19 protein-coding genes and 1 pseudogene are annotated in these 25,010 nt (G+C 59.5%); 3 read left to right on the top strand and 17 right to left on the bottom strand.

Going from position 1 to position 25,010, the window contains the following annotated elements; all coding sequences use genetic code 11:
- Positions 1 to 8: 8 nt before the first annotated feature.
- The 9 genes from ACZK33_RS05955 to ACZK33_RS05915 all read right to left on the bottom strand — a co-directional run bounded on the left by ACZK33_RS05955 (position 9) and on the right by ACZK33_RS05915 (position 13,483).
- The gene (locus ACZK33_RS05955; RefSeq protein ID WP_423175216.1) at positions 9 to 1,880 is read right to left on the bottom strand and encodes a KAP family P-loop NTPase fold protein; all 1,872 of its coding nucleotides are present in this window, start codon (positions 1,878 to 1,880) and stop codon (positions 9 to 11) included.
- 334 nt (positions 1,881 to 2,214) lie between these two features.
- Entirely contained in the window at positions 2,215 to 2,649 is a 435-nt protein-coding gene (locus tag ACZK33_RS05950; RefSeq protein ID WP_423175215.1) for an NIF family HAD-type phosphatase, read from the bottom strand.
- A gap of 152 nt (positions 2,650 to 2,801) precedes the next feature.
- Positions 2,802 to 3,943, bottom strand: a protein-coding gene (locus ACZK33_RS05945) for an IS3-like element ISStma9 family transposase (protein WP_423175840.1) whose coding sequence is annotated in 2 segments (ribosomal slippage) — positions 2,802 to 3,706 and positions 3,706 to 3,943 — 1,143 coding nt in all. Because the reading frame shifts where the segments join, the coding sequence is not laid out codon by codon here.
- A gap of 384 nt (positions 3,944 to 4,327) precedes the next feature.
- Positions 4,328 to 6,235: a UvrD-helicase domain-containing protein gene (locus ACZK33_RS05940; protein WP_478454248.1), complete on the bottom strand. Its 1,908-nt coding sequence runs from the start codon at positions 6,233 to 6,235 to the stop codon at positions 4,328 to 4,330.
- Positions 6,232 to 8,220 (bottom strand): ATP-dependent nuclease, encoded by a 1,989-nt coding sequence (locus ACZK33_RS05935; RefSeq protein ID WP_478454246.1) that lies wholly within the window; start codon positions 8,218 to 8,220, stop codon positions 6,232 to 6,234. Before ACZK33_RS05935 ends, ACZK33_RS05940 begins: the two co-directional genes overlap by 4 nt.
- Positions 8,221 to 8,258: 38 nt before the next feature.
- Positions 8,259 to 8,915 (bottom strand): hypothetical protein, encoded by a 657-nt coding sequence (locus ACZK33_RS05930; RefSeq protein WP_478454244.1) that lies wholly within the window; start codon positions 8,913 to 8,915, stop codon positions 8,259 to 8,261.
- Positions 8,916 to 8,985: 70 nt separating this feature from the next.
- Positions 8,986 to 10,698: a hypothetical protein gene (locus ACZK33_RS05925; RefSeq protein ID WP_478454242.1), complete on the bottom strand. Its 1,713-nt coding sequence runs from the start codon at positions 10,696 to 10,698 to the stop codon at positions 8,986 to 8,988.
- A gap of 611 nt (positions 10,699 to 11,309) precedes the next feature.
- Positions 11,310 to 12,518 (bottom strand): MFS transporter, encoded by a 1,209-nt coding sequence (locus ACZK33_RS05920; RefSeq protein WP_478455071.1) that lies wholly within the window; start codon positions 12,516 to 12,518, stop codon positions 11,310 to 11,312.
- Between the two features lie 2 nt (positions 12,519 to 12,520).
- The gene (locus ACZK33_RS05915; RefSeq protein ID WP_478454240.1) at positions 12,521 to 13,483 is read right to left on the bottom strand and encodes an alpha/beta hydrolase; all 963 of its coding nucleotides are present in this window, start codon (positions 13,481 to 13,483) and stop codon (positions 12,521 to 12,523) included.
- A 225-nt stretch (positions 13,484 to 13,708) separates the two neighbouring features.
- On the opposite strand from ACZK33_RS05915, the gene ACZK33_RS05910 reads away from it, so the two are divergent.
- On the top strand, positions 13,709 to 14,596 hold the full coding sequence (locus tag ACZK33_RS05910; protein WP_478454238.1) for a LysR family transcriptional regulator: 888 nt from the start codon (positions 13,709 to 13,711) through the stop codon (positions 14,594 to 14,596).
- 116 nt (positions 14,597 to 14,712) lie between these two features.
- On the opposite strand, the gene ACZK33_RS05905 is transcribed toward ACZK33_RS05910, so the two are convergent.
- Both ACZK33_RS05905 and ACZK33_RS05900 read right to left on the bottom strand, forming a co-directional pair.
- Entirely contained in the window at positions 14,713 to 15,705 is a 993-nt protein-coding gene (locus ACZK33_RS05905; protein WP_478454236.1) for an aldo/keto reductase, read from the bottom strand.
- A 10-nt stretch (positions 15,706 to 15,715) separates the two neighbouring features.
- The gene (locus ACZK33_RS05900; protein ID WP_478454234.1) at positions 15,716 to 16,060 is read right to left on the bottom strand and encodes a flavodoxin; all 345 of its coding nucleotides are present in this window, start codon (positions 16,058 to 16,060) and stop codon (positions 15,716 to 15,718) included.
- A 326-nt stretch (positions 16,061 to 16,386) separates the two neighbouring features.
- Between ACZK33_RS05900 and ACZK33_RS05895 the strand changes: the two genes are divergently transcribed.
- Positions 16,387 to 17,280, top strand: coding sequence for a LysR family transcriptional regulator (locus ACZK33_RS05895; protein ID WP_478454232.1), 894 nt, complete (start codon positions 16,387 to 16,389; stop codon positions 17,278 to 17,280).
- Positions 17,281 to 17,283: 3 nt separating this feature from the next.
- Here ACZK33_RS05895 and ACZK33_RS05890 read toward each other — a convergent pair whose 3' ends face one another.
- The 5 genes and pseudogenes from ACZK33_RS05890 to ACZK33_RS05870 form a co-directional block, all read right to left on the bottom strand.
- Positions 17,284 to 18,279: an aldo/keto reductase gene (locus ACZK33_RS05890; protein ID WP_478455069.1), complete on the bottom strand. Its 996-nt coding sequence runs from the start codon at positions 18,277 to 18,279 to the stop codon at positions 17,284 to 17,286.
- A 175-nt stretch (positions 18,280 to 18,454) separates the two neighbouring features.
- The gene (locus ACZK33_RS05885; RefSeq protein ID WP_478455067.1) at positions 18,455 to 19,054 is read right to left on the bottom strand and encodes a carboxymuconolactone decarboxylase family protein; all 600 of its coding nucleotides are present in this window, start codon (positions 19,052 to 19,054) and stop codon (positions 18,455 to 18,457) included.
- Positions 19,055 to 19,120: 66 nt separating this feature from the next.
- Positions 19,121 to 19,609, bottom strand: a pseudogene (locus ACZK33_RS05880) ((R)-mandelonitrile lyase); the annotation flags it as partial.
- Positions 19,606 to 20,664: an alpha/beta hydrolase gene (locus tag ACZK33_RS05875; protein WP_478454230.1), complete on the bottom strand. Its 1,059-nt coding sequence runs from the start codon at positions 20,662 to 20,664 to the stop codon at positions 19,606 to 19,608. The gene ACZK33_RS05875 and the pseudogene ACZK33_RS05880, both read right to left, overlap by 4 nt.
- A 217-nt stretch (positions 20,665 to 20,881) precedes the next feature.
- Entirely contained in the window at positions 20,882 to 21,976 is a 1,095-nt protein-coding gene (locus ACZK33_RS05870; RefSeq protein WP_478454228.1) for an alpha/beta hydrolase, read from the bottom strand.
- Between the two features lie 599 nt (positions 21,977 to 22,575).
- Between ACZK33_RS05870 and ACZK33_RS05865 the strand changes: the two genes are divergently transcribed.
- A protein-coding gene (locus ACZK33_RS05865) for an IS3-like element ISStma9 family transposase (protein ID WP_423175840.1) occupies positions 22,576 to 23,717 on the top strand; the annotation gives its coding sequence in 2 pieces (ribosomal slippage) (positions 22,576 to 22,813 and positions 22,813 to 23,717; 1,143 coding nt in all).
- Between the two features lie 137 nt (positions 23,718 to 23,854).
- Here the strand turns inward: ACZK33_RS05865 and ACZK33_RS05860 are convergent.
- Positions 23,855 to 24,910, bottom strand: coding sequence for a site-specific integrase (locus tag ACZK33_RS05860; RefSeq protein WP_423175675.1), 1,056 nt, complete (start codon positions 24,908 to 24,910; stop codon positions 23,855 to 23,857).
- Positions 24,911 to 25,010: the final 100 nt, after the last annotated feature.

The following is a 25,010-nucleotide window of genomic DNA, read 5'->3' as shown; positions in this document are numbered from 1 at the left end:
GCCCATCGTTACGAGCCCCGGCTCTGGAGGAGTGCTTGAATGAGGGTGACCAGCGGGCGCGGAGCATCCTCATCAAGAACCCGTTGCAGCCAAGCCCTGAGATTGTTGCCCGACTTAGCCAGCTCGCTGAAATGGGACAGCCACGTGCCGGCAGCGGCTGTCGGCATGCTGACGAAGCCGCGATCAATGATGCCGGCCACCCCTTCGGCATCGAGGCGTAGTAGGTCGCCAAGGCTTTGGGCATAAGAATCTCGACGACCGTGATCGCTGGCTTGGATCAATCGCGTGATCAGTTCGGATGCAAGTAGCCCACGCCCCTCAGTTGACAGCTTGAGCACCTCAGCTTTGCGCGCAAGCAAGGACACTCCGCTTGCAGATGCAGCAAGCAGCTCGCCGACGTCATCTGGCAGCCCGGAGCTCGTCACCAGGCGCGCATCCCGAATAATGAAGAGATACGGACGCAGGTCAGTGCCCTCCAGCTTTGGCTCAAGTTTTGCCCACCGGGCGATCTTTGGATCATTTATGAAGTCCGTGGAAGGCTCCGGCTCTTCACCCTTCGTCTTTGAAGTTCGTACCTTAGGCGCCGCCTTCGGTACCGGCGCGGGGCTCTTACTTCCCTCGAGCTGGCGCAGCAACGGACTATCACCGTTGCCATCGCGGGATTCCGATGCAATAGCATCGAACAGGTCTGGGTGGAAGTACTCAGCAAGCATCAGTTTCATCAGCGGAGCTACGGTGATGTCGTCCAAGCCGCGCGCGTGCGCTGCACGTAGGCGGACGAACACCGCATTGACGAAGCGCTTGATTTGGCGCGGATTTCCGTCAGTGCCCGCAGCTAGGACCGGCGCAATGCCCAGCATCAAGGATTGAAGAGGCTGCAGGGATCTATCTCGATCCATACTTCTCTTGACTGGCTTCAGATCAAGCTCTTGTTTCAGCCACGGCTTTTTCAGCAGCTCCTTGGCCTGGGCCAGCACCTGCGCGAATCCGGGATCGGAACTTCCTAGAACTCCCTCAAGGAGGAGAAGCTGAACGTAATGGCCAACTTCGACTGGCCCCAGAATGGGTAGCACGAAAGGCACTTGGATCAGTTTGTCCAAGTAGTTCCGAGCGTACTCGTCGGCCTTCAGTCCGGGACGTGCTGGAAAGTGCTCGCGAACCGCGTACTCGATCATTTGTCGGTCACAGCCAAGCACGAAAACAGTCCGCGGTCCCGATAGGAATAGACGTATCGCCTCTAGAGTACCAATGGCTGTCTGCGGCAAGCATCGATCCAGATCGTCGACCAGGACCACAAGTTGCTTAATCGCGACCTTGTCCAACAACTCATTGAAATCACGGCGGAATCCGTGCAGATCTAAGGGATCATCCGCTGAATCGTCCTTGCCTAGAACGTCGGAGACCTTATCGAAAGTCTCTCCCGCTGCATCCTTCGATAGCAGTGTTGGCAGTAGCAGCGCCAGTCCGGCGGGACCAGCAACCATTGCACCGACGCCCGCGACCACGCCAGCCCTAGCCAGCTTCAGATAGTCGATCCGCTTGCGCAGACGACGGAACAAGTCCTTTGCCTTGGAAACGAAGGTCTTCTCTTGCTGAAGATGGCGAACGATACCTTCAAGGATTGCGATCTTGGCATCTTCGAATCCTTCATACTCCCAGCCATTGAACCATAGGGTGGTCACCCCCGACTGGTCCTTCAGTGAGCGCTCCACCAATGACAGCACTGTGGACTTGCCAGCCCCCCAGTCGCCATGCACTCCAAGCACTAGGCCATGGTCGGGATGGGCGCGAATCACTTCGGCGATCGTCCGAGCCAGCGGCTCAGCGTGCAGCAAATCTACGACTGCAACGTCGTCTGGAAAAATCAGCAGTCCTTGCATGTCCCCCCCCCCTTGGGGCTAATACGGCCGACTCCACCTATGCCATACGGCAGGCGTTCCCGTGCCTACTCGCGATTCAGATTGCTATAGATAATGCCCTATTGCAACCCTTGTAAAGGTCACGCCTGCGGAACTTCAACTGTCCAAGCACACCCTCTCCGCAAGGAACCGGAGGCTCAATAACGCCTGCTCACAGCTCAGCGTTACAAATAGCCAAGTTCATGCGAGGCCAGGCCCGCCTTGTACCACCTGCAATGGGGACCGACCACGGACGTTACCGCTTAGGCGTTCTGGCTCGATGTGCTTGTGCGACAAGGCTGGAGGTCGCATGGGACTAGCTCATCTTCCCGGAGGCCGCATTGAGCTCCTCAACGCGCTCAAGGAGGCGCCCAGAGGCCACGCTGAGCCCATCATCACTCATCGCGTAGGGAGAGGCGAACAGTGGAACTTCAACCCAGAGGTGCTCCTGTCCTAGATGGACATAGGGAGCGTAATCATCCAAAAGCAACGCATCACCGATCCTCTTTGATACGAAGCTGAGATCCTTGGTCTTTCCTGACCATTGGACGAAGTGAATATCTGCGAACCACTCCGGGGCGCTCCGCTCACGCATCAGGAGTTCCGCGATGCTCCGAAAGCGCGCTTCGGGCACCGTCGTGAACATCACCAGCGTCTCAAATTGAAGCCGCGCGCCGGCAAGGAATTCAGCCAGTCCAGGCCTTGCAATCTGACTAATAGCATTGGATATGAGCGTACCCTCAAGATCCATTGCAAGAATTCTCGGGCGCATAGAGTCATTACAGGTCACGGCAGTAGTGCAAACACCATGCTCGCAACAGCCGGCCTTGTCTACATCGTGAGCCTACTGGTGCAGCTTGTGAGCCTACTGGTATGAATCGCCCAGGGTTTTGTAGACAGTCGTCAGCCGTCTAGTGCGTACTGCTTCTCGAACTCTACCGGGGACAGCCCGTTGTTGGAACTGTGCCGCCGTTTTGGGTTGTAGAACATCTCGATGTACTGGAAGACGTCGGCCCGTGCCTCGTCGTGATTGCTGTAGATCCTCCGCTTAATACGCTCCCGCTTCAGTAGTTGGAAGAAGCTCTCCATCGCTGCGTTGTCATGGCAATTGCCTCGTCGACTCATGCTGCACACGATGTCGTGCTCGCGCAGGAAGCTCTGCCAGTCTTCGCTGGTGAACTGGGTTCCTTGGTCGGAGTGAAGCAGAAGCCCGGGGCTTGGCTTGCGCCGCCACACTGCGGCCAATAGCGCCTGCAAAGCCAGGTCCGTATGTTGAGTTGGCCGGGTTGCCCATCCAACGACCTGACGCGAGAACAGATCAAGCACTACCGCCAAGTACAGGAAGCCGTCGTACGTGCGGATGTAGGTGATGTCCGTGACCCACGCGCGATTTGGCTCACTGACTTTGAAGCCGCGAGCCAGAACGTTCTTGGCGACTGATCCAACAGGGCCGCTCAATGGGCGTGGTCGCCGACCGTAGCCGACCATTGCCCGCAGCCCCTCGCTCTTCATCAAGCGTGCCACGCGATGCCGACTACACGTCTCGCCAAGCTCGCGAAGATCTGTGGTCACTTTGCGGTGGCCATACACGGAGCCGCTTTCCAGCCAGCTGTGCTTGATCAGGCCGAGCAATCGCTGATCGTCCTTGTCGCGAGCGCTTGCCGGCTCTTTTAGCCAGGCGTAGTAGCCACTGCGATGGACGCCAAGCATCCGACACATCGCCGCGAGGCCGAACTCATCTGCGTGCTGCTTCATGAAGGCGTACTTTGCTCTTACCCCTTTGCAAAGTACGCGGCGGCTTTTTTTAGGATGTCTCGCTCTTCAGTGACCCGGCGTAGCTCAGCCTTGAGGCGGCGCACTTCCGCGTTCTGGTCCTGCTCCACACGCCGGCCAACATCGCCTTTGCCTTGTTGCCGCTTCCAGTCGTAAAGACTGTGGATCGACACGCCCAGTCGCTCGGCAACCTCCGCTACCGGACGGCCGTACTCAACAATCTGCCGTACCGCCTCGATCTTGAACTCATCGGTGTACCGCTTCGTGCTCATAACCACCTCCGCCTAAGCCATAGTTTATGGCTGCGAGGTGTCTACGGAACCCTGGGCGATTCAGTACGGCCATGACGCGACAACGAAAAGCATCGTACTGCTGGCCACTTCTGAAGACCTCGAGAATACGAAAGGCAGACCGCATTTAACCGCTCCTAGCCCGCATCTATGCATGCATCCCAATCAATGAGCAGCGCTGAGATACTATTGGACCCCAGAAAACCGTGGCAGGCGTGCACCGCAGTGCGGCAAGATTGTTGCAAAGCTGTCCTCTTAGCACCGACGAGGTTAGGAAGTCACAACGTCACAGATTCGACTTGAGCAAGCGCCATTGGTTCGATGTCCTAGTCAACAACTCGTTACCTTCGCTGTCGAACACCGACTCTAGGGATCGATCCTAATCACCCTCCATCCGTTTGACTCAAGTGCAGCAAGGTGTGCAGTACTGACGCGGTCCTTGTGAGTTGCAATTGCCAATAGGGTCGTCGGACGTGACATGCCAACGTAGAGACCCCGGTAAGCCGACTTGATGGACTTTGGCTTGCTTGGGATAGGACTCCCTAGTGCAATGCTGTCCATTGCGGCTCCAATATCGTGCCTTCTCAGATAGTGAACCATCGAATCAAGAACGAGCGTAGCAAGGTGCGTCTCACCTTTCACGGATGCAGTCGTCGCTATTTCAATCGACACAGAGCGGTCACCGTCATCAACCCGCATAACGTTGTCCGGGATGGAATGAGCCAGGCCGGCACCGGCGCCGTCCTCCAATGCCGCAATGAAAGCTGCCTCGTCCACACCATCATCAAGATATGACCGCAACGTGTTGAACAGATGCGACATCGTGCCTTGCCAGCTATCTGTTCCGGCAAGACCGGTTGAGGTGACGAGGTGATGACGCAGACGACGGATAGGCTCTAGATCCACACCTTTGCTCTCTAGTGCTCGTATGAGCCGATTCGCATCTCGCAGGTCCTTCACTAGGGGACTGTTGCCGGCCCTCAGACCGAGGAGTAGTGCACGGGACACGTCCCGGGTACGTGAGGCCAAACCCAAAGGAGCGTCGCCCCATCCTGCTGGGTCCGTCAGGAGGGTCCTGATACTCTCCTTCCCTCCACTCGTTGGGGATTTCATCGCATACACCGGGAAGTAGTCACCGACATGTCGGCCTAGGCCCGATCCAGAATCCCCCGCCTTGCGGGCGCAGATTGCCTTGACGGGCGCGCTCGCGAGCTGTGTGTCAGTCAGTTCTTCAAGAACAAGCCTCCCGAATCGCTCAATGACATTGGTGACTGTCGCATCATCGTAAAGAATGACCGTAGGTGGCTGCTCAGAAGGACGATGGGATACCACACTTGCGGGATAGTCCTGAACCGATGAAACGACAGAGGCGATGTCGGTCGGAAATCGCTTGGTCGAGCTGACAGTGAGAGCCCCATCCCTGGGGAATGTAAGCTTAGCCTCTTCCTTTCCGCCAGACAGGATGCGCTGATTCCTATCACCGAAGCGTTGAACTATCACCTCGTCGCCGAAGATGGAATCGAGCATTGCCTCTTGCTCCGCATCCGTATCCTGCATTTCATCAATTAGCACCAGCGGAAACCTAAAAGATGCGGCGACACTGACCGCAGGGAAATCCCGCAGCAGACGGGTGGCGAACGCAAACATATCTGCGTGACGGAAGATCCCGCGCTCAGACAGCTCCCTTTTGATCTCACTCGCCTGCTTCCACGTCGGAGAATCCTTGCTAGGAAGCTGCCCTTTCTCGGTGCCAATCGCCAGATCCGCACCCACATGGATGAGCGTTCTGACGATTTCTTCACCGTTAGCCTGCCTCTTCAGCCAAGCACGAAGCGCCGGCTTCTTCCACATCAGATAGAGCGCATTCTTTCCGAATATTTCATTGTCGATCGAGTCAACATCGGTGCCCTGTGATCGAAGAAACGGGAGTGCGAGATGGGTATTTACAAATGAGTGAATAGTGCCAATGAAATGTGGGTGCCCCAAGAGGGACGCACCTTGCGGACTGCCAGCCAGACGCTTGGAGATCTCCGCTGCAGCCACATTGGTATGACTGATAACACAGACCCCTCTATTGGAATGCTTCCACTTCGAAGCAAGCAGGGTCAACTTCGCTGCGAGAAGTGTTGTTTTGCCGCTGCCAGGCGCAGCCTGGACATCGCAGGACCCCATCATACGAAGAACTGCAGCCCTCTCTGGATCCGTGAAGTCCAGACCCGGCATCGCTTCCGATAACAGCGCCAAGTCTTCGTCTGAGATCGTTGGTAAGCTCATACCGCTGTCCCCTCATGCTCGGGCTCAGCGTCACCGGCCCTACCTACCCCGGAGGCATCGTCTGTCAAGGATGTCACGTGGACAAGCGCATGCCGAAGGTACGCCGGAAGTCGGTCGAGCAGGTCCCTGCCTTTTCCGTACTTCCCGCTCGCCAAGAGGCGGGCGGCAAACTGCGCCGTAACAGCCTTTGATGCATCCCCCGCGTACAGCGGCTCGTAGATCTCACACGCAAGGGCCACTGGGTTACCAACATGCTTCGCGCTCAAAATCATCCATTCTGCAGCGGCGTTTGCCACCATTTCATCGATCTTGGAATCGTCAAACCTTTCCCCTTGCGAGCGCTTGATGCATGCCAGCGCAATTGCCGTGAAGATGAGCTCCGAGCAGCCGCTGAGTGCAAGGTCATACTCAAGTGTCCAGTGATCAGAGACAAAGACCCTTACTGCATCGTCGCTGGCGATCTGAACCCTATCGACCTTCTTTTGGACAGCTGCAGCTGCTTGAGCAGAATCGTAGTCGTGCTCAAATCGCTTTACGCTCTTCTTCTTTGGCACGGCGACATAAGAGGCCATTGTTGGAACGATATCCCGGTCCGTAATGCACGCTACTGGCATTCCGATAGAGACCGCGCCCTCAGCTCGCTGAAAAATCCTAGCGTAGTGATAGAGGCCGACATCACCCACATTGACAATCGAGACTCCGTGGGCGGAGAGGGAGAGGCCAGCTGCTTCAGCAAGGGCGGGAAGAAGCAGCGCCTCGCCCGGCCCCTCAACCACCAGGACGCCGCGGGCGAAGAAGAGGTTAGCCTTGGTCGCATCCAAGAAGCGCTCAAGGTACTCGTAGTCCAGCCGGTCAAGACGCGTATCGGCTTGGCGGAGCGGATACGTCCGCGCCTTCCGTACCAGAATGAGCGACTCCAGCGGCGCAGTGGTCGCCAAGGATGGGCTGTGCGTAGACATTAGAACCTGAACTGGTGAGTCGACGTCACCACTCTTCGCTTGCATCAGCTTGAGAACGCGATCCTGCAGTTGCGGGTGTAGATGAGCCTCCGGCTCCTCAATAAGGAGAAGCGGAAGCCCTTCGTCATCCCCGCTCAGCAGCACGAGCTCGGTGGCCATGAAGAGCGCGTTGTTGTACCCCAGCCCGCGCCCGCACTTCGCATCCTGATCAACTGCCGTGGGCGGAGTCAGGGACAGCTCAAATCGCTCGAGGATCTGCGTCAGGTTGCTTGAGCCGGCGATGCGAATCCGGGATGTGAGTTCCTCCCCGTCAAAGGACATCTTTGAGAGATAGTTACTATTGATGTCGTCCTGGACAACCCCGATTGTCGCGTGACGTTGAATGTCATACTGAGCCCGGCTCATCATGCCTACTAGAGTCTCAGGAGGGTCGGTCGCAGCGGGATCGAAGTCGTTCCTATCTTGCGCAACCATTGATTTGTGCGCTCCCAGTATCTGCGAAAGACGCGACATGCGACCTGGCCGTAGCTCTGCTTCGGCATCCCGGAGAGGGCGCAGGTACGTAGCACGCACCAACTCTCTCACAGCGGCGCCGATCTCCGGCCCTGCGCCGCCAACGCCGCTGTGTGTGACCGCAAAGACCCTCGCGCGCTTTCCGGGTGTTACGGGTATGCGAGTAGCCTTAAGGTGAAGAATCAGCGATCTGGTTCCGTCACTCTCGTAGGTCAACCATTCGAGGACCGCTGCCTCCTGTGGAACAGACAGCCCCTTTAAACAGGCCTCGATGGTCAGAGTATCAACCTGGGACGTGCCTTGGGCATGGAAATCCGACTCTTGCAGCCGAACGTTCTCGTAGCTGGTCGTCCAGAGGAGTAGACGTATGGCATCTATGATCGTGGTCTTCCCAGCGTCATTCTCTCCGATCAGAAGGTTCAGGCCTTCGTTGAGAGTGAGATCCAAGCTGGGTGAGGCCGCTGTTCCCCCGAACGCTCTGAATCCTTTCGCCTTGATGCGGTGCAGGTGCATTATTCCGTTCCTTCTACGGCCTGTTGTACGAAAGAGCGTTAGCTGTTGGTGGTGCTAGACGGTGGTTTATGGCCAAGTCGCTCTGCAATCTTCCGCTGCTGGGATGTTAGGGAAGGCCAGATGAGATGCACCCTGCCGGTCTGCATGCCCCTGAGGTCTTCCTTGTGCTTGTCGGTTGCTAGCGATATCTTGAAAAAGCTAGGGTTGTGATCGATGTCGTGCGCTTTCAGACGCCAAAGCACGACGAAAGCATACTTCGGGGTCAGCCTTCCGTTCTTCCGATAGTAAGCAAGTGCATTGGACAGAATGTCCTCTTTGCCACTTTTTCCCTTTTGTTCTGCGTCGCTAACACGCTGCAACTGCTCAATGCAGCTATCTTGTCGCATCTTGTCAGTCAGCTTGCTGAGCTTGGCCCGCGCCTCCACCTCGCTCAGCCTTCGACCTTCATCGTAGACGGCAACTTGGAAGCGAAGTATGCACGTGGAACCCACGAGCAACTTGTTCCCATTATGCTCGTTGGCAATCTCGAACTGATATCGAAGCTGCTCCTGTTCACACAGCTCGCAAGTTTCGGATGGCTGCTCGTGATCGTATGTGTTCTCAGTGAATCGCCACTCCTGGAACGCAATCGGGAGACTCTTGGCGACAGACAGGGGGAGGATGTTGTCCCTAACACGTTCAATGAACTGCTGCATTCAATGCCCTCCAATATCATCGCAGGTGACGTCTGGTGCGGAGTTAGATTCAGCTATGCGATCTGAGGCACTACATATCCAGTTCAGGCTCATCCCGTGAGGGCTCTGGCGAGCAACGTCGCGTTACCCCTTTCCCCCTTGATGGCGAGCTGTACCCTCGATTAGCAAGCTTGCTAAGCACATGCTGAGGACTTCGGTCATAGTCCGTCATGGAGACGACTACCACGTAGCTAGGCAGCTCAGTTGCCCCGCCGGAGCTAAGCACGTCTAGCGCGTCTTGCTCAGTTAGGACATCTTGCCCCAGGCCCTCCCCAAGAGGCCTGCACAGTCCGAAGGCCACGAAAGATGCCAAGTCTGAGCCTTGCGTTCGAGTGTCGACCGGAATGTGTTCTCGCGCCATCCCCGCCTCGTCGAGATTGTAGGTCTCTATAAAGTGACGCACTGGGCTGACGGTGGGGAGCATGGCCGGAGAGCCACTCTTCGCGATGTGATAGAAGAGGAAGTGGTCTTTGCTTGCGTTCGTCAACTTCTGCAACTGAGTAAGTTTACGCGCGCCAGAGGGCTTGCTTCCAATGTTGGCCTTCCCACGCTCACTAATCTTGGCTTGCAGTAAAGCTACCTTGTGAACGCGCAGGTCCCCGACGTCTACTTGCACGATGACGCCAAGATCGGCTCCAGTCTGACGCTCGCCCCGCGTACCGGCGATCTGGACCAATTCCAGCTCGGCCTTTGCTCGGGGGTAGCCGAGATCCTTCAGGCGATTTTTGGCCCAACCTCGCAGCTCTTGCCTAAGCATTCCGGTGACAACCCCGGTTAGCACGTCCTCATTGGCAATGGAATCATGCAGATCCTCGGTAAACACTTGGGTCTGACTCAGAATTGCCCAGTAGAGAATCCACTGCACGGGATCGGCGAGATGTGCAGGCGAGAGAAGACATCTTGGGATCGCATGCCAGCGATCCGACCAATGTTCGAATTCTGCCATTGAGGCCTCCCAAGGTGGTCCCGGGCAGCCTTTCTGAATGATTTCTAGCGTAGTGCTTACCAATCCCTGGAATGGCGCGATTGCCGAGAAGCCAGGTCGCAAGTGCTCCATCCTGACAATGAGTTCCTCTCGCTCTTGTGCCCATGCACCCAGCGTTGACTCAGTGGGAAGTCGTTGGTATTGCGCACTTCCAAGCAGTTCAAGTGCATTGTTGAGCAGTCCCTTTTTCATCTCGCTATTGACTTGGGCTAAGAGATTCCCCAGCCCTGGCGCAATCCATGCGTTGCGTTCGATCGCATCTGCTAGCGGCTCAATCAAAGTTCTTAGTTGAACCTGAAACTGGCTCAATATTGCGAGTTTTGTGGCCGCCTCCTTAGCAGCCTTCTTACGACTTATATGGAGCGCGTGCTGATCTCGCATGCCGGCCGCAACCGCCTCTCTTTGGGCCGTGACTTCGAGCTGGGTGGCGTGCTCGTACCGCTCGTTGAATTTAGCTTTTGCCTCACTTAGTGCCCGCTTCGCCTTAAAGACCGCAATTGGGCGGCGCAGCAGGCTAGCCTCGCCACTGGAACGCACAAGTTCTTGGGCGGCAGTCAGTTCCTTCCGCGCTCCACTGAGGAACTCCTCCAGTAGCTCTTCAGCTGATTTGAGGTTAGGAACGCTTGGTGCGTTGCATAGATCCTGTCTCGCGATTTCATGCGCGCCACGGCTGCGTGCCACCGCCTGCGATGTCGCGTCCAGCATCGATTTTAGTTGCGCCCCGTAGCCGCCACGACCGTGTTGTGGTACTTGGTCCATCAAGGCAGTTCCTGTGTAGTCTCTATTCACCCGTATTGGTTACATAGCGGCAATGCGCATTAGTTCTGAAGCCTACACTCTTCTACAGGTAACAGCTTGCAGCATCCCCAGTATTCGCCCGCTGTCTGCTTTGTTCGCGCTAAGGGCTCCCACTCTGATGCAACGCTGGCAAGCTTGCGTCGAATTTCAAACTTTACGTAATCCCGTAGAGTCCGAAGCGAGGAGATCCTCATGAAAAGCGGCATCCATTCCAGAGGGAAATCACCGGCCAGACCACGGAAATGTGGCGAAGACTGTCCATCAGAAGTCTGCCCCTGCAGTGGACACAGAGGGGTTGCATAAATAACTGATTTATAAGATCATTTCCTGGCGTCTATGCAGCGGCTGTTACATGTGCCCATGTGACCGAGGCCAGCCCCCTTCAGGCTCGAGTCTGCTCAGGCACCTCCTGGGCATCGTTGACCTCGATATCAAAGTGGCTGGCTGTGCTCCGCTGAAGAGCTCCACTCCCCATAGGTTGTTGGTGCGCTAACAAATCAAGGCAACCTTCGTTCACCGCATAGGCTTGGCCTTGGCCTTGGCCGTCGAGACGGCGGTCATGGTCGTTCCGCTCATGCAACGCCCCGCGGCGCTTGTGAGCGCGATGCCAGCAGGGTCAGGAAGGCACCCAAAAGGAGGACGGCTGCACTCACCACGAAGGTGCTTTGATAGCCGCTGCCGTCGAACAGCATCCCGCCAATGGTGGAGCCCAAGGCAATCGCCAACTGGATCACCGCTACCATCAATCCACCGCCGGCTTCGGCATCCCCCGGCAAGGCCTGCGCGATCCAGCTCCACCAGCCCACTGGCGCCGCCGTAGCGAGCAGGCCCCACATTGCCAGGAGGGCGGCCGAGGTGCAGAGCCCGGTGCCGAAGGGGATCAGGGCCAGGGCGATGGCCGCCATCAGGACGGGAATGACAATCAGGGTTCGATACAGACCTTGTTTGAGGAATGTCCCGATGATTGCGGTGCCGATGACGCCGGCCACACCAATCCCCAGCAGGATGAGCGACAGCGTGGATACGTTCACGCGCACCACTGTTTCCAGGAACGGTCGCACATAGGTGAACAAGGCGAACTGCCCCAGGAAGAACGCACCACAGGCAGCCATGCCCAATGCGACCGATCGGCGCTTGAACAGACGGAACACGTTCGCCGGCTTGCTTGCCGGCTCCATGGCCATGTCTGGCAAGCTGATCCACTGCCAGACGAGCGCCATCGCCGCCACCGGCACCAGGCAGAAAAAGGCCCCGCGCCAGCCGATGACCGAACCCAGGTAGCTGCCCAAGGGCGCGGCAATGACCGTGGCCAGGGCGTTGCCGCCATTGAAGATGGCCAATGCGCGCGGCACCTGGTCCGGCGGCACCAGGCGCATCGCGGTGGCCGCCGACATCGACCAGAAGCCGCCGATCACCACGCCGATCAGCGCACGTCCGGCCATATAGACAAAATAGTTCGTCGCCAGCGCGACCACGGTGCCTGACAATGCCATCAGGCCGGTCAGTGCCAGCAGCACGGTCTTGCGGTTCATGCTGCCGGCCAGCGTGGAGATGGACAGGCTCGTGAGCACGGCGAACGCCCCGGAAATGGCAATGCCGTAACCCGCCCAACCTTCGCTGACGCGAAGGTCGGCGGCCATCGGCGTCAGTAGGCTCACGGGCATGAACTCGGACGCGATCAGCGCGAACACGCACAGGGTCATGGCGAAGACCCCGCCCCAATGTGCAGGTTGCGCCGCCCCCTCGCCTTGGCCGACGACCGCCGGCATATCCACCGGCATGCTCATTTCGCCGCCAGGTTCTGATTGAAGAAGTCCGCCATCCTGTCGAACGGAATCTTGTCCATCTGGTCGTACAGGTCGACGTGGTTGGCGCCCGGTACGATCACCAGTTCCTTCGGCTGCGCCGCAGCGGCGTACGCGGTTTCGCTGAAGTAGCGGGAGTGGGCGTTTTCACCATGGATGAACAGGATCGGGCGCGGCGAAATCTCCATGATGTAGGTCAGGATCGGCATGTTCATGAAGGACAGCGGCGTCGTGATCGTCCAGGCGTTGCCGGAATTGACCGAGCGTGCGTGATACCCGCGCTTCGTGCGGTAGTAGTCGTGGTACTCGACCAGGAACTGCGCCTCGCCACCCTTCAGTTCGTTGTAGGGTGGCTGGTAGGCGGGCTTGCCGGCCTCCGCATCCTTCCAGCGCTGCCGACTCAGTTGCTCCAGTGTCTGCGTGCGCTGCTGCGGCGTCACGCGGTCGTTGTAGCCCTTGGACATGACGCGCGTCATGTCGTACATGGTGCTGGCCACGACGGCCTTGACCCGCTTGTCAACGGCGGTGGCATTCAAGGCCATTCCGCCCCAGCCGCAGATGCCGATGATGCCGATGCGCTCGCGATCGACGTTGGGTTGCAGGCCGAGGAAATCGACGGCGGCGCTGAAATCCTCGGTATTGATGTCTGGCGAGGCGACATTGCGCGGCTCGCCACCGCTTTCGCCTGTATAGGACGGGTCGAACGCCAGAGTGACGAAACCGCGCTCGGCCATCGTTTGCGCATACAGGCCGGACGACTGTTCCTTCACCGCGCCGAACGGGCCGCCGACGGCGATCGCCGCCAGTGTGCCGCTGGCATTTTTCGGCCGATACAGGTCGGCCGCCAAGGTGATGCCATAGCGGTTCTTGAACGTCACCTTGCGGTGCTCGACCTTGTCGCTTTTCGGGAACACCTTGTCCCAGGTCTGCGTCAGTGTCATGGCATATCCTCCTGATGTCGGGGCGTCCTGGGCGCTGCCAGCGACAGGCACCAAGGCCAATAGCAGCGCGGCGGACAGAGCAAGGGCTTTCATATGGCTCTCCTGGGGGTCGGGCGACCACCATTGCCGGTGCAGTCTGGTCCCCGGACGCTTCTGCGACTAGGTACTGGCTAGTGAATGCGTCTATTAGTGCTTCTAATGAATGTGCATGGCACACTGGGCCCCATGGCCAGGAGCAACCTCAACGATCTGCTTGCATTCATCGCGGTAGCGCGCGAGGGCAGCTTCACGCGCGCAGCCGCCCAATTGGGAGTCACCCAATCGGCGGTCAGCCAGGCGGTCAGCGGCTTGGAGGCGCGGATGCAGATCCGCCTGCTCACCCGAACCACGCGCAGCGTGGCGCCGACACCTGCCGGCGAGCGCCTGATGCGGGCCATCGGGCATCGCTTCGACGAGATCGAAGCCGAACTCGACGCCATCACCGAACTGCGGGATAAGCCTGCCGGAACGGTGCGCATCACCAGCGGCGACCACGTGCTGCGCACGACGCTGTTGCCCAAGCTCACGCCGTTGATGCACCAGTACCCTGACATCCATATCGAGTTCGACGTCTCCTATGGCCTGCGGGACATCGTGGCGGATCGTTTCGACGCTGGCGTGCGGATGGGCGAAGAGATCGACAGGGACATGATCGCCGTGCCCATCGGGCCGCAGTTGCGCATGGCGGCAGTGGCTTCACCCGCCTACTGGGACAAACATCCGCCGCCGAAGGCACCGCGTGATCTGGTCGGCCATCGCTGCATCAACATCCGGTTCCCGACCCATGGCGGCCTTTACGTTTGGGAATTCGAGCGAGCCGGGCGAGAGCAGAACGTGCGCGTCGAAGGGCAAGTCATCTTCAATGCCAGTCACCATATCGTTGCTGCGGCGCTGGAGGGCCTGGGTGTCGCCTTCCTGCCCGAAGATGAGTTCGCGCCCCACATCGAAACGGGCGAACTGGTGCGGGTGCTGGCACGCTGGTGTCCGCCATTTCCCGGATACCATCTGTACTACCCCAGTCGGCGGCAGTCATCGCCAGCATTCCGGTTGGTCGTCGATGCGCTGCGCGTCTAGGCCTACCTAGGCTCGATAGCGAACTCCAGCACTCTTGGCCGCGTTGCCTGCCGCCGGCACGTCTGACTTCGGCCAGAAGCGGGCATCCTCCCTGTCCACAACCGCCCCGTGATCGCTCACTTGCCAGTCATTTTCAAGGCAGCCTCCGGCAATCGTGCGCCACTGACGCTGATCTTCGCCACTTCCTCACTGATGCGTGCTAGTTCGGCTCCATCCAACGCCAGATCCACCGCACCTAGATTCTCATCCAGCCGATGAAGCTTCGTTGTGCCCGGAATCGGCGAGATCCACGGTCGCTGCGCCAGCAGCCAAGCCAACGCGACCTGGGCCGCCGTGGCGCCCTTTCCTGCAGCCATCGCCTTGACCACGCCTACCAGAGCCATGTTGGCTCGGCGTGACTCAGCGGAGAAGCGCGGGACCGCATTGCGGAAATCCGCTGCATCGAACTGCGTGTGCTCGTCAATCTTTCCGGTCAGGAAGCCAGCGCCCAGTGGACTGAAGGGTACGAAGCCAATGCCCAGTTCCTCAAGCAGGGGAAGAAGCTCTTCCTCCGGCTCACGCCAGAACAGCGAGTACTCGCTCTGCACAGCCGTTAACGGTTGAACTGCATGCGCCCTGCGGATGGTTTGCACAGCCGCTTCGGACAGACCGAAGTGTGCAACCTTGCCCTCTGCAATGAGGGTCTTCACCGTATCGGCAACCTCTTCGATGGGCACCGCCGGGTCAACACGGTGCTGGTACAGCAGGTCGATGCGCTCGGTGCGTAGCCGCTTCAGGCTGGCTTCGACAGCTGCCCGGATGTGCGCGGGTTGGCTGTTGGTGCCTGCTCCGCGGGCACCGGTGACCGGGTCGATGTCGAAGCCGAACTTGGTGGCGATCACCACGTGGTCGCGGACGGGTGCCAGTGCTTCGCCCACGAGCTCTTCGTTGGCAAAGGGCCCGTAGGCTTCAGCAGTGTCGAAATGGGTGATGCCGCGCTCTATCGCTGCGCGGATCAGCGCGATCATCTCCTGCTTGTCGGCGGCCGGGCCATACGCCGAACTCATGCCCATGCAGCCCAGCCCGAGAGCGGAAACTTCAAGGCCTTGTCCAAGGGTGCGGGTCTTCATGCTCTAATCCTCATCGGGAAGTGTGCGGAGCGGCCAACCATGCATTGACGCTCTCCATGGTTTTGCGCTCTTGGTCGGCCTGCATCACGAATGCCTCCAAAATGCGTGCGTTAGGTGCGTGGCGAGCAAGCACGCGCAGGCTGCTGCCCACGCCGTAGCCGCCATGGGTTATGAACGGCACGATGGTCTTACCACTCATGTCGTGCTGCGACAGTAGTGATCGAATGATCGACGGCGTGGTTTCACCCCAGATCGGGAAGCCTAGGTACACGGTGTCATAGCGATCAATGCCGGCAATGCGCGTGCGCAGCGCAGGTTCCACATTGTCGTCGCGCTCCTGCCGTGCCTTGGCCACCGTTTCCAGCTAGTCCGCCGGGTAGTCCACGGCAGGCTGTATCTCGAACAGGTCGCTGGGCATGCTGCGATGAATGAGCCCGGCGACGACCCGGGTGTTGCCCGAGCGTGAGAAGCAGGCAACCAACGTCCGTGCGTTTGATCGGCCTGCGGTCGTGCCCTCCTCCGGCGCTGTGGCGGAACATCCCAGCGGGAGCGAGGCCAGCGCGGCGATGACGGCCCGGCGACCAGGATTAGGGATTGGGATGATCATGGCGCCAATCTACGCCCCCACAACACATTCTTGCAGAGGCATAATCGGATATCGCTTATATCCGGTGCGCATCAATGAGCGTCGAGAATTACGATCAGTTGGCCATGTTCGCCCTAGTTGCCCGGGAGCGCAGCTTTACCCGAGCCGCTGCCCAGCTGGGCATGTCCCAGCCCGCCCTAAGTCGATCGATGCGTCAGCTGGAAGAACGCCTCGGTGTGCGCCTGCTTGCCCGCACCACCCGCAGCGTTTCGCCGACCGAGGCCGGAGAACAGCTGCTGCGGGTGATTGCACCGCGGTTCGAGGAAATCGACAGTGAGATTGCTCAGCTAAACGCGTACCGCGACAAACCGGCCGGCCGCCTTCGCATCACCGCAGGTGAACACGCTGCGCTGACCGTGATGCAGCCGGTGCTGGGCAAGCTGCTGCCGGCCAACCCCGATCTGAACATCGAGGTGATCGTCGACTACGGATTGACCGATATCGTGGCCGAGGGCTTCGATGCCGGCATCCGCATGGGCGAGCAGGTGGCCAAGGACATGATCGCCGTGCGCGTTGGGCCGGACCTGCGCATGGCCGTGGTCGGATCGCCGACCTACTTCCAGCGTCATCCAAAGCCGAGATCACCGCACGACCTCACCCGGCATAACTGCATCACCATCCGCCTGCCAACCCATGGTGGGATTTTCGCGTGGGAGTTCGAGAAGAAGGGCCAAGAGCTGAAAGTGCGGGTGGAAGGCCAGCTGGTGTTCAACAACATCGCCCTGCGGCTGGGGGCTGCGCTTGAGGGGCTGGGACTGGCCTACATGCCTGAGGATCTGGTGCGCCCTCATGTGCGGGCAGGCACCTTGGTTCACGTGCTGCAGGACTGGTGCCCCTCCTTCCCCGGCTACCACCTCTATTACCCCAGCCGCCGGCAGTCATCACCTGCGTTCACCGTGCTGCGTGATGCGTTGCGCTATCGCGATTGAGCCCTAGCGCAAAGGCGCCTCAACGTCGCTGTAAACCTGCACTGCCGGCGGAAGGCGCTCGCCATGCAATGCTATCGCAGCAACCGCGGCGTTGAGCTCCTTCAACTCATCTGCTCCGAATACAACCTCTCCTGCGCCTAGATTTTCCAGCAGATGTGCCATCTGCGTGGTGCCTGGGATCGGCACGATCCACGGCCGTTGCGCCATCAGCCAGGCAAGAGCGATCCGCGCAGGCGTTGCCTGCTTTCGTGTTGCCCAGGCCCTGAGCAGCTCCACCAGTTCCAGGTTGCGTTCGATGTTCTCAGGAGTGAAGCGCGTTTCGATGGCCCGGATATCGCCCTCGGCAAACCGCGTCCCGGCATCGATCGCACCGCTCAGGAAGCCCACGCCCAGAGGGCTCCACGGTACGAATCCAATGCCCAGCTCGGCGCACACGGCAAGTACCTCCTGTTCCGGCCCGCGCCAGAGCATCGAGTACTCGCTCTGCACAGCCGTCACCGGCAGCGCAGCGTGCGCGCGTCGAAGCGTCTTCAGGCCCATCTCGCACAGGCCCCAGTGCAGGACCTTGCCCTCGGTCATCAGCTTCTGGATTGCGCCCGCAACGTCTTCGATCGGCACCTGCGGGTCCACGCGGTGCTGGTACAGCAGGTCGATGCGGTCGGTACGCAGACGCTTGAGCATGCCTTCCACCGCGAGCTTGATATGCTCTGGCCTGCTGATCAGCCCCGGACCACGCGCACCTGTTTCCAGGTCAATGTTCCATCCAAACTTGGTGGCGATCACCACCTGGTTGCGGAACGAGGCTACACCTTCGCCCAGGATGCGCTCTACCTCATGAGGGCCATAGGCCTCGGCTGCATCGTAGAAGTTCATTCCGCAATCGAAAGAGGCACGGATGATGCGGTGCATCTCGGTACGAGACGGGATGGTGGTCTGGTACGTGCGGCTCATGTTCTGCACGCCCAGCCCGATGCTGGAAACCTGTAGCTTTCCGAGCATGCGGCGGCCATCCAGTTTCGGCGTTGCTGCGGCTGCTGAGGATGGCGTTGCCAAGGAAGTGGCCAGCACGCCAGTCAATGGCAGCGCCGTCAATGTGGCCGCCCCCTTCAGAATCGACCGGCGTTGGGGGTTGGCGGGGAAGTTGCTCATTGCGATCTCCGGGAAGAGGGCAAGATCAGGGTGAAGGCGCCGGGGCTTGCTCAAGTGCCTGAGCAGCCCGGGCCGATGCGGCGGTGTAACCACCATGGGCCAGCAGCTGGATCAGGTGCTGCAGCTGCGCACGGCTGAGGCCCACGCGTTGGCTTGCCGCCATATGTGAGCGCAATTGCGCCTCGACCCCGTGCATGGCTGCAAGTGCCCCCACTGTGGCCAGTTCGCGGCTTTGCCAGTCCAGGTTGTCGCGCTCGAAGATGTCGCCGAACAGGTGCGTCTGCAGGTACTGATTGATGATGGGGGCGAAGTCCATGACCGGCCCCGTCACTGGGGCGCCGGAAATCCGGGTCTGGTTGGCGATGCCCACGGCCCGCAATGCATCGCCCACTGGGATGTTGCCGCTCGGCGGCTGCCCAGCTGCGGTAGCGATACCCTTCGCCTCACGTTCGCGCACCACGCTCATCAGCTCGCCCAAGGCATTGAGGCTCTTGGGGAACCCCGCGTAGGCATATAGCTGCACGAGTACTTCCTTCGCCTCGCTCACGGTCAGGCCGGCATCCAGGCCCCGGCCCAATGCGGCGTTGAGCTGAGGCATGTCACTGCTGGCCGCTGCGGCCGCAATCAGGGGGATCGCCTGCTGCCTGGGCGATAGTGGTCCCGCAACGGGGGTGTCAATGCTTGCTGACGCTTCGCGATACTGGTCATCGCTGACCTGTTCCAGCCACGCCACCGACTTTCCCTCTGCCACACCGGTTACCGCGAGATGGGTCATCGCGCTGTGCGGCGCAGCACCGTGCCAGTGCTTCACGCCGGCAGGGCAGACCACTACATCCCCTGCATTAATCTGCTGCACCGGTTTGCCCCATTCCTGGGTCAGCCCAACACCAGAGGTCACCACCAATCGCTGCCCAGCTGGGTGGGTATGCCACGCCGAACGCGCACCCGGTTCGAAGCTGACGTAAGCGGAAGAGACCTGCACGTCCTTGTCCGCCGGGAACAATGGGTCCACGCGTACCTTGCCGGCAAAGGTCTCGGCCGGGCCGGTAACCGATGGCTGCGTCCCCGCTCGGGCGATCTGCTGCACAGAGGGTTCGTCGGCACAAGCAAACGGAGCCGCCACACTCAACGTAACGCCCAACAGCGCAGTCTGCGCGGGCGATCTACGAGGCGCGGTCATGGCGCAAGCGTCCGGCCGTAGAACGTGGTCAGCGAGGCGACGGCAGCATCCACGTATTTCGGCACCCAGTAGGTCTCAATGTGCGTGGCACCGTCCAGAAGCACCAGCTGCTTGTCGGTGGTGCCGGTCGCCTTGGCGAAGGCATCCTGGGTCATGTACAGGCTGTCAGCCTTACTACCGGCGATCATCAGCAGCGGCTGGTGGATCAATTCGATCTGGTCGGTGGCATCCCACCGCATCAGGTCCATCAGGCTGCTGGTGGTATAGCGGAAGGTGGAATTGGGATGGGCGTGTGTCTTCCAGTAGTACTCATAGCCCTGCCGATACAGATCGAAGGGGAGCTTGGCGATCTGCTCGTCGCTGAGGTTGGCATCGCCGGAGTACAACACTTCGCCGCCGGCGGCTTGCTGCGCACGGGCCTGTGAAGCCTGCTGCAGCCGCTGCTGGACGGTGTCCAGCTGCGAGTCGGCATAGCCGTTGCGGCGTACGCGACCGGAGTTGAACATGCTGATCGTGGCGACGGCCTTGAAGCGCTTGTCTGTCTGCGCGGCCGCCAGCGAATAGCCGCCACCGCCACAGATGCCCAGCAGGCCCAGGCGCGTAGTGTCCACCCACGGGAACCGGCTGATGAAGTCTGCCATGCCGTGGATGTCTTCAATGCGGTGCGACGGCATGTCCACGCTGCGGGGCTGACCGCCGCTGCCGCCCTGGTAGGCAGCATCGGCGGTGATGGCGATGTAGCCCTGCTCGGCCAGGCGCTGCGCGTAGAGGCCGGCGACCTGTTCCTTGACCCCACCGTTAGGGTGGGCAACCACGATGGTCGGGTACTTGCGCGAGGCGTCAAAGTTGGCCGGCGTGTAGAAGTTGGCCGCGATCTCGATTCCATTCAGCGGATAGGACACCGAATGGATGTTGACCTCTCTGGGCACATTACGCGTGATCGCGCCTTCGTAGGCCAGTTTGAAAGGATTGAGCCTGTAGTCGGCAGCGAAGGCGCTGCCTGCCGCCAGACCAAGAGACATCGCCAACAGCGTGGCGTGCACGATGTGCTTCATTCAACTGCTCCCAGTTTGGACGCTCCCCCTGCCGGTGTGTGTGGCACGCACACGTTGGTGGGGATCAGGAGTAAAACTAACCCCCGTGCACTCATGGATACAGAGCATCAGCCGGATATCACTCATGCATGCATGATATGAATGGCGCGTTGGCGCGCGACGCTGCGGCCAAAGTTGCGCACACGCCATTGCCCGATCCAGGCACGAGACACTCAGCTCAACGATCGAGATGCTTCTTTTCCAGGAACTCACTCACCAGATCGGCGATCTGGACGTTGTTGAGGTCCGAGAACAGGAAGTGACTATTGCCGCGAATGCCCATGTCCGGCAGATGGACCAGAGTGACATCGCCCCCCTGCCGATTGACCGCATCACGCCAGGCACGGGCCATTTCCAGCCGTGCCCGCCAACTGTCCTGCGCGGGCAGGTCAACGGGCTTGTCAGGGATGTTGTCGCCATACAGCACCAGAATGGGAATCCGGGTCAGCGCCTTGAACTCCTCGGGCGAAACCACGGCAGGTGCCACCGTATCGAAAGCGCTGGAAATCGGTGCCGGCGCATCGCCCCTCGCAAACACGAAGCTGCTGCCGGGCTCGAAGGCAACAATGGCCCGAACGTTCCGGCTCTTTATGGCCGTCATCCAGCCAGGGCCTCCCGCCTGCGAATGGGTAAACAGAATCGCAGGCCCGGTCTTTTGCAATACAGCGGCGACCCCGTCCGAGACTACGGCCAGGTCGAATGGGCCAGTATTGGGCGTGACTGAGCGGAAGAACTGGTCAAGCGTGGCCTCACCCTTCGGGAATTGGCTGCCGCTGAAGTACTTCGGCCAGAGGCCAATTCGGAACTGGTTGAACCACATCTGATCGTCTGCCACGGGTTTCAGCGTTGCCTCGACCATGCTTCGGCCAGCTTTGCCTCGCCGTGGCTGATCGATCAGGTAAGTGGTGAAGCGACGCCGCAGGAACAGGTTCTGGAAGCCCTCGCGGCCATCGGAGGTCGTTTCCCAGCTCTTGGAAGACTGCCCCGCTCCGTGCCACATCACGATCGGCAGAGGGCGCGCATGCACCGGCTTCTGGTAGAAGGCATAGACGTGGTCACCGTGGTAGCTCTGGCCATCCGGACTGGAGGGCTTCAACGGATCGAACGTGCCAGGTTCTGTCTTCTCGATGCCACCCGCGAGGAAACTCCCTTGCACATCGATCTGGAGTGGCTCGTTGGCCAAGGCGGCCGCGGAAGAGAGGGAAACCACCATCCAGATCAGCGTGGAGAGGGAGCCAGGCACCAGAGTGCGGAGGCGGGTCCGAGTCTGCATGGTTCACTCCGTTACGGATCATCAAGGGAATCTACCCTCGTGGGCATGCTGGAAGAAGAGTGCACATGCATGTCACTAATGCATGGGGGGTATATATGGCATCTCTACGGCGTGATAGTGGCCAGCAGGTGGGGGCCTTCGAGCCATATCTTCAAGAAGGCTCCTCTCAAACGGCGGCAGCGAGCCAAGCGCGACGTGCATTCGCTATTGATCACAGCGGCCGAGCTGGCGCATGCCCGCTTCCGGCCAGGAGCGGACGTTCAATGCCTGAGTTAAGCCGAGCCACGAAGCGGCTTCGGCTTGAATGAATTGTTATGTCCCACCCGTGATCTTCGGGAACTTTTTCAAGTACTCTCGCAGCCCATGATTTCCTGCAAGAAAATCGGATTGCTGCAGGAGTGACTTTGCATCAATTGAGTCTACCGGGTCGGATTTGGATTTTGACCAAGAAGCGAAAGAGTAGATGATGATCGCTGAACGTGGCTCAATTGGCGGGCGAAGATCTGGGGGCGGCCCCTGTTCGTAGTAGCTAGAAGTGAATCGCCCAGGGTTCCGTAGACACCTCGCAGCCATAAACTATGGCTTAGGCGGAGGTGGTTATGAGCACGAAGCGGTACACCGATGAGTTCAAGATCGAGGCGGTACGGCAGATTGTTGAGTACGGCCGTCCGGTAGCGGAGGTTGCCGAGCGACTGGGCGTGTCGATCCACAGTCTTTACGACTGGAAGCGGCAACAAGGCAAAGGCGATGTTGGCCGGCGTGTGGAGCAGGACCAGAACGCGGAAGTGCGCCGCCTCAAGGCTGAGCTACGCCGGGTCACTGAAGAGCGAGACATCCTAAAAAAAGCCGCCGCGTACTTTGCAAAGGGGTAAGAGCAAAGTACGCCTTCATGAAGCAGCACGCAGATGAGTTCGGCCTCGCGGCGATGTGTCGGATGCTTGGCGTCCATCGCAGTGGCTACTACGCCTGGCTAAAAGAGCCGGCAAGCGCTCGCGACAAGGACGATCAGCGATTGCTCGGCCTGATCAAGCACAGCTGGCTGGAAAGCGGCTCCGTGTATGGCCACCGCAAAGTGACCACAGATCTTCGCGAGCTTGGCGAGACGTGTAGTCGGCATCGCGTGGCACGCTTGATGAAGAGCGAGGGGCTGCGGGCAATGGTCGGCTACGGTCGGCGACCACGCCCATTGAGCGGCCCTGTTGGATCAGTCGCCAAGAACGTTCTGGCTCGCGGCTTCAAAGTCAGTGAGCCAAATCGCGCGTGGGTCACGGACATCACCTACATCCGCACGTACGACGGCTTCCTGTACTTGGCGGTAGTGCTTGATCTGTTCTCGCGTCAGGTCGTTGGATGGGCAACCCGGCCAACTCAACATACGGACCTGGCTTTGCAGGCGCTATTGGCCGCAGTGTGGCGGCGCAAGCCAAGCCCCGGGCTTCTGCTTCACTCCGACCAAGGAACCCAGTTCACCAGCGAAGACTGGCAGAGCTTCCTGCGCGAGCACGACATCGTGTGCAGCATGAGTCGACGAGGCAATTGCCATGACAACGCAGCGATGGAGAGCTTCTTCCAACTACTGAAGCGGGAGCGTATTAAGCGGAGGATCTACAGCAATCACGACGAGGCACGGGCCGACGTCTTCCAGTACATCGAGATGTTCTACAACCCAAAACGGCGGCACAGTTCCAACAACGGGCTGTCCCCGGTAGAGTTCGAGAAGCAGTACGCACTAGACGGCTGACGACTGTCTACAAAACCCTGGGCGATTCAGAGCAGCGAAATCTTGCCCGGGAAACCTCACCTCGAATGCGGCTCTACCTCGTTCGAGGTACGCGTGCTCCGCTGGAGACAATGGCCTCGCAAACGGCCTAACAATCTTCACGATCCACGCTCCTCAGCAATCTGCCGTTCCAAGTCGCGAATGGCTTGGATGGTCAACACCAACTCTCCCCCGATCCTGTCATCAGCGCGATTGCCGAACCTGCTGCGCGCCATTGCCTCAAGCGCATCACCAACCGCCTTGTGATCCACCTCCCGAAACGCCGCAAACTTTGGGCATCGGTAGCAGGTGATTGGGGGAGCCAACTTACAGATCCCGGACCGTTGTACATCATGGCCGCAGGCGCCAAGCCCCATCTGCAGAATGGGCGCTTCAGGAAGCTGAGGGAACACACCTGGGACTACTCTTCGCTGTAGCCCCTCATATGGCGAGACATCTGCGGTGCCAGCAAGCTTTCCTTGAAATCGATTCAGGTGATTTCCGAATGCCTTTTCCAGGCGTTCCTCGATCTGGTCCATGACGGTTCCAGCTGCATCGAAGTACACCTCTACGTTCTGCAGATCTGTGTGAAACAGCAGATGCGCAATATCGAAGCGCGAGGCACCATCTCTTGCAGCCTCAGTTGCGAGTGTGTAGCGGAATCTGGAAGGATTTGCCTTTAAGAGATCACCGGTTCGAGGCGAGACGATACCCACCTCATCGACCCAGCCTTGCAGCAGGCAGCCCAGGTCCTTACTCGACGTATCCGGGTCCAACCACCAACAAAGCGGTGTTGTTTCGTCGTACATCGACGGCTTGAGCTTGTCTAGCCTTTCGCCAAGCAAGGTACTGATGGGTCGATCTTCCTCAACCCGGTGTTCCCCACGTTCCTTAGCGCGAGGGATTGACAGCACATAGCGCACCAATGTTCTTGTTTCACCCGACTCAACGACGTTGGCTTCAAACCGACGCAAACCTGACCACCACGTTCGCAGCACTTGGGTCGGGCGCAGGCCCAGTTCCTGAAACAGCTGGGCAATGATCACAGCCCTCGGATCGCCTGCCCCCCGCTTCAGTGCTTGGTCGAGAAGCTCCACTTCTTCGGGCGTGAAGGCACCCTCTTTAGGATCGGAGCCAAGCACCTTACGACCCTTCAGATTCCCAGGCGCCTTCATGCCCTTCAACTGCAGTGAGAGTGCCGGATCGAAGTCAGTTAGCCTGGCAACATGCGCTCCCCACGCGTAGATCGCACGAAGATGGGCGAAGTCATTCCCA

Source organism: Stenotrophomonas sp. 86156_Sma (assembly GCF_056481625.1).
Note: the sequence above shows the minus strand (reverse complement) of the source record. Positions and strands in the feature narration are given on the sequence as shown.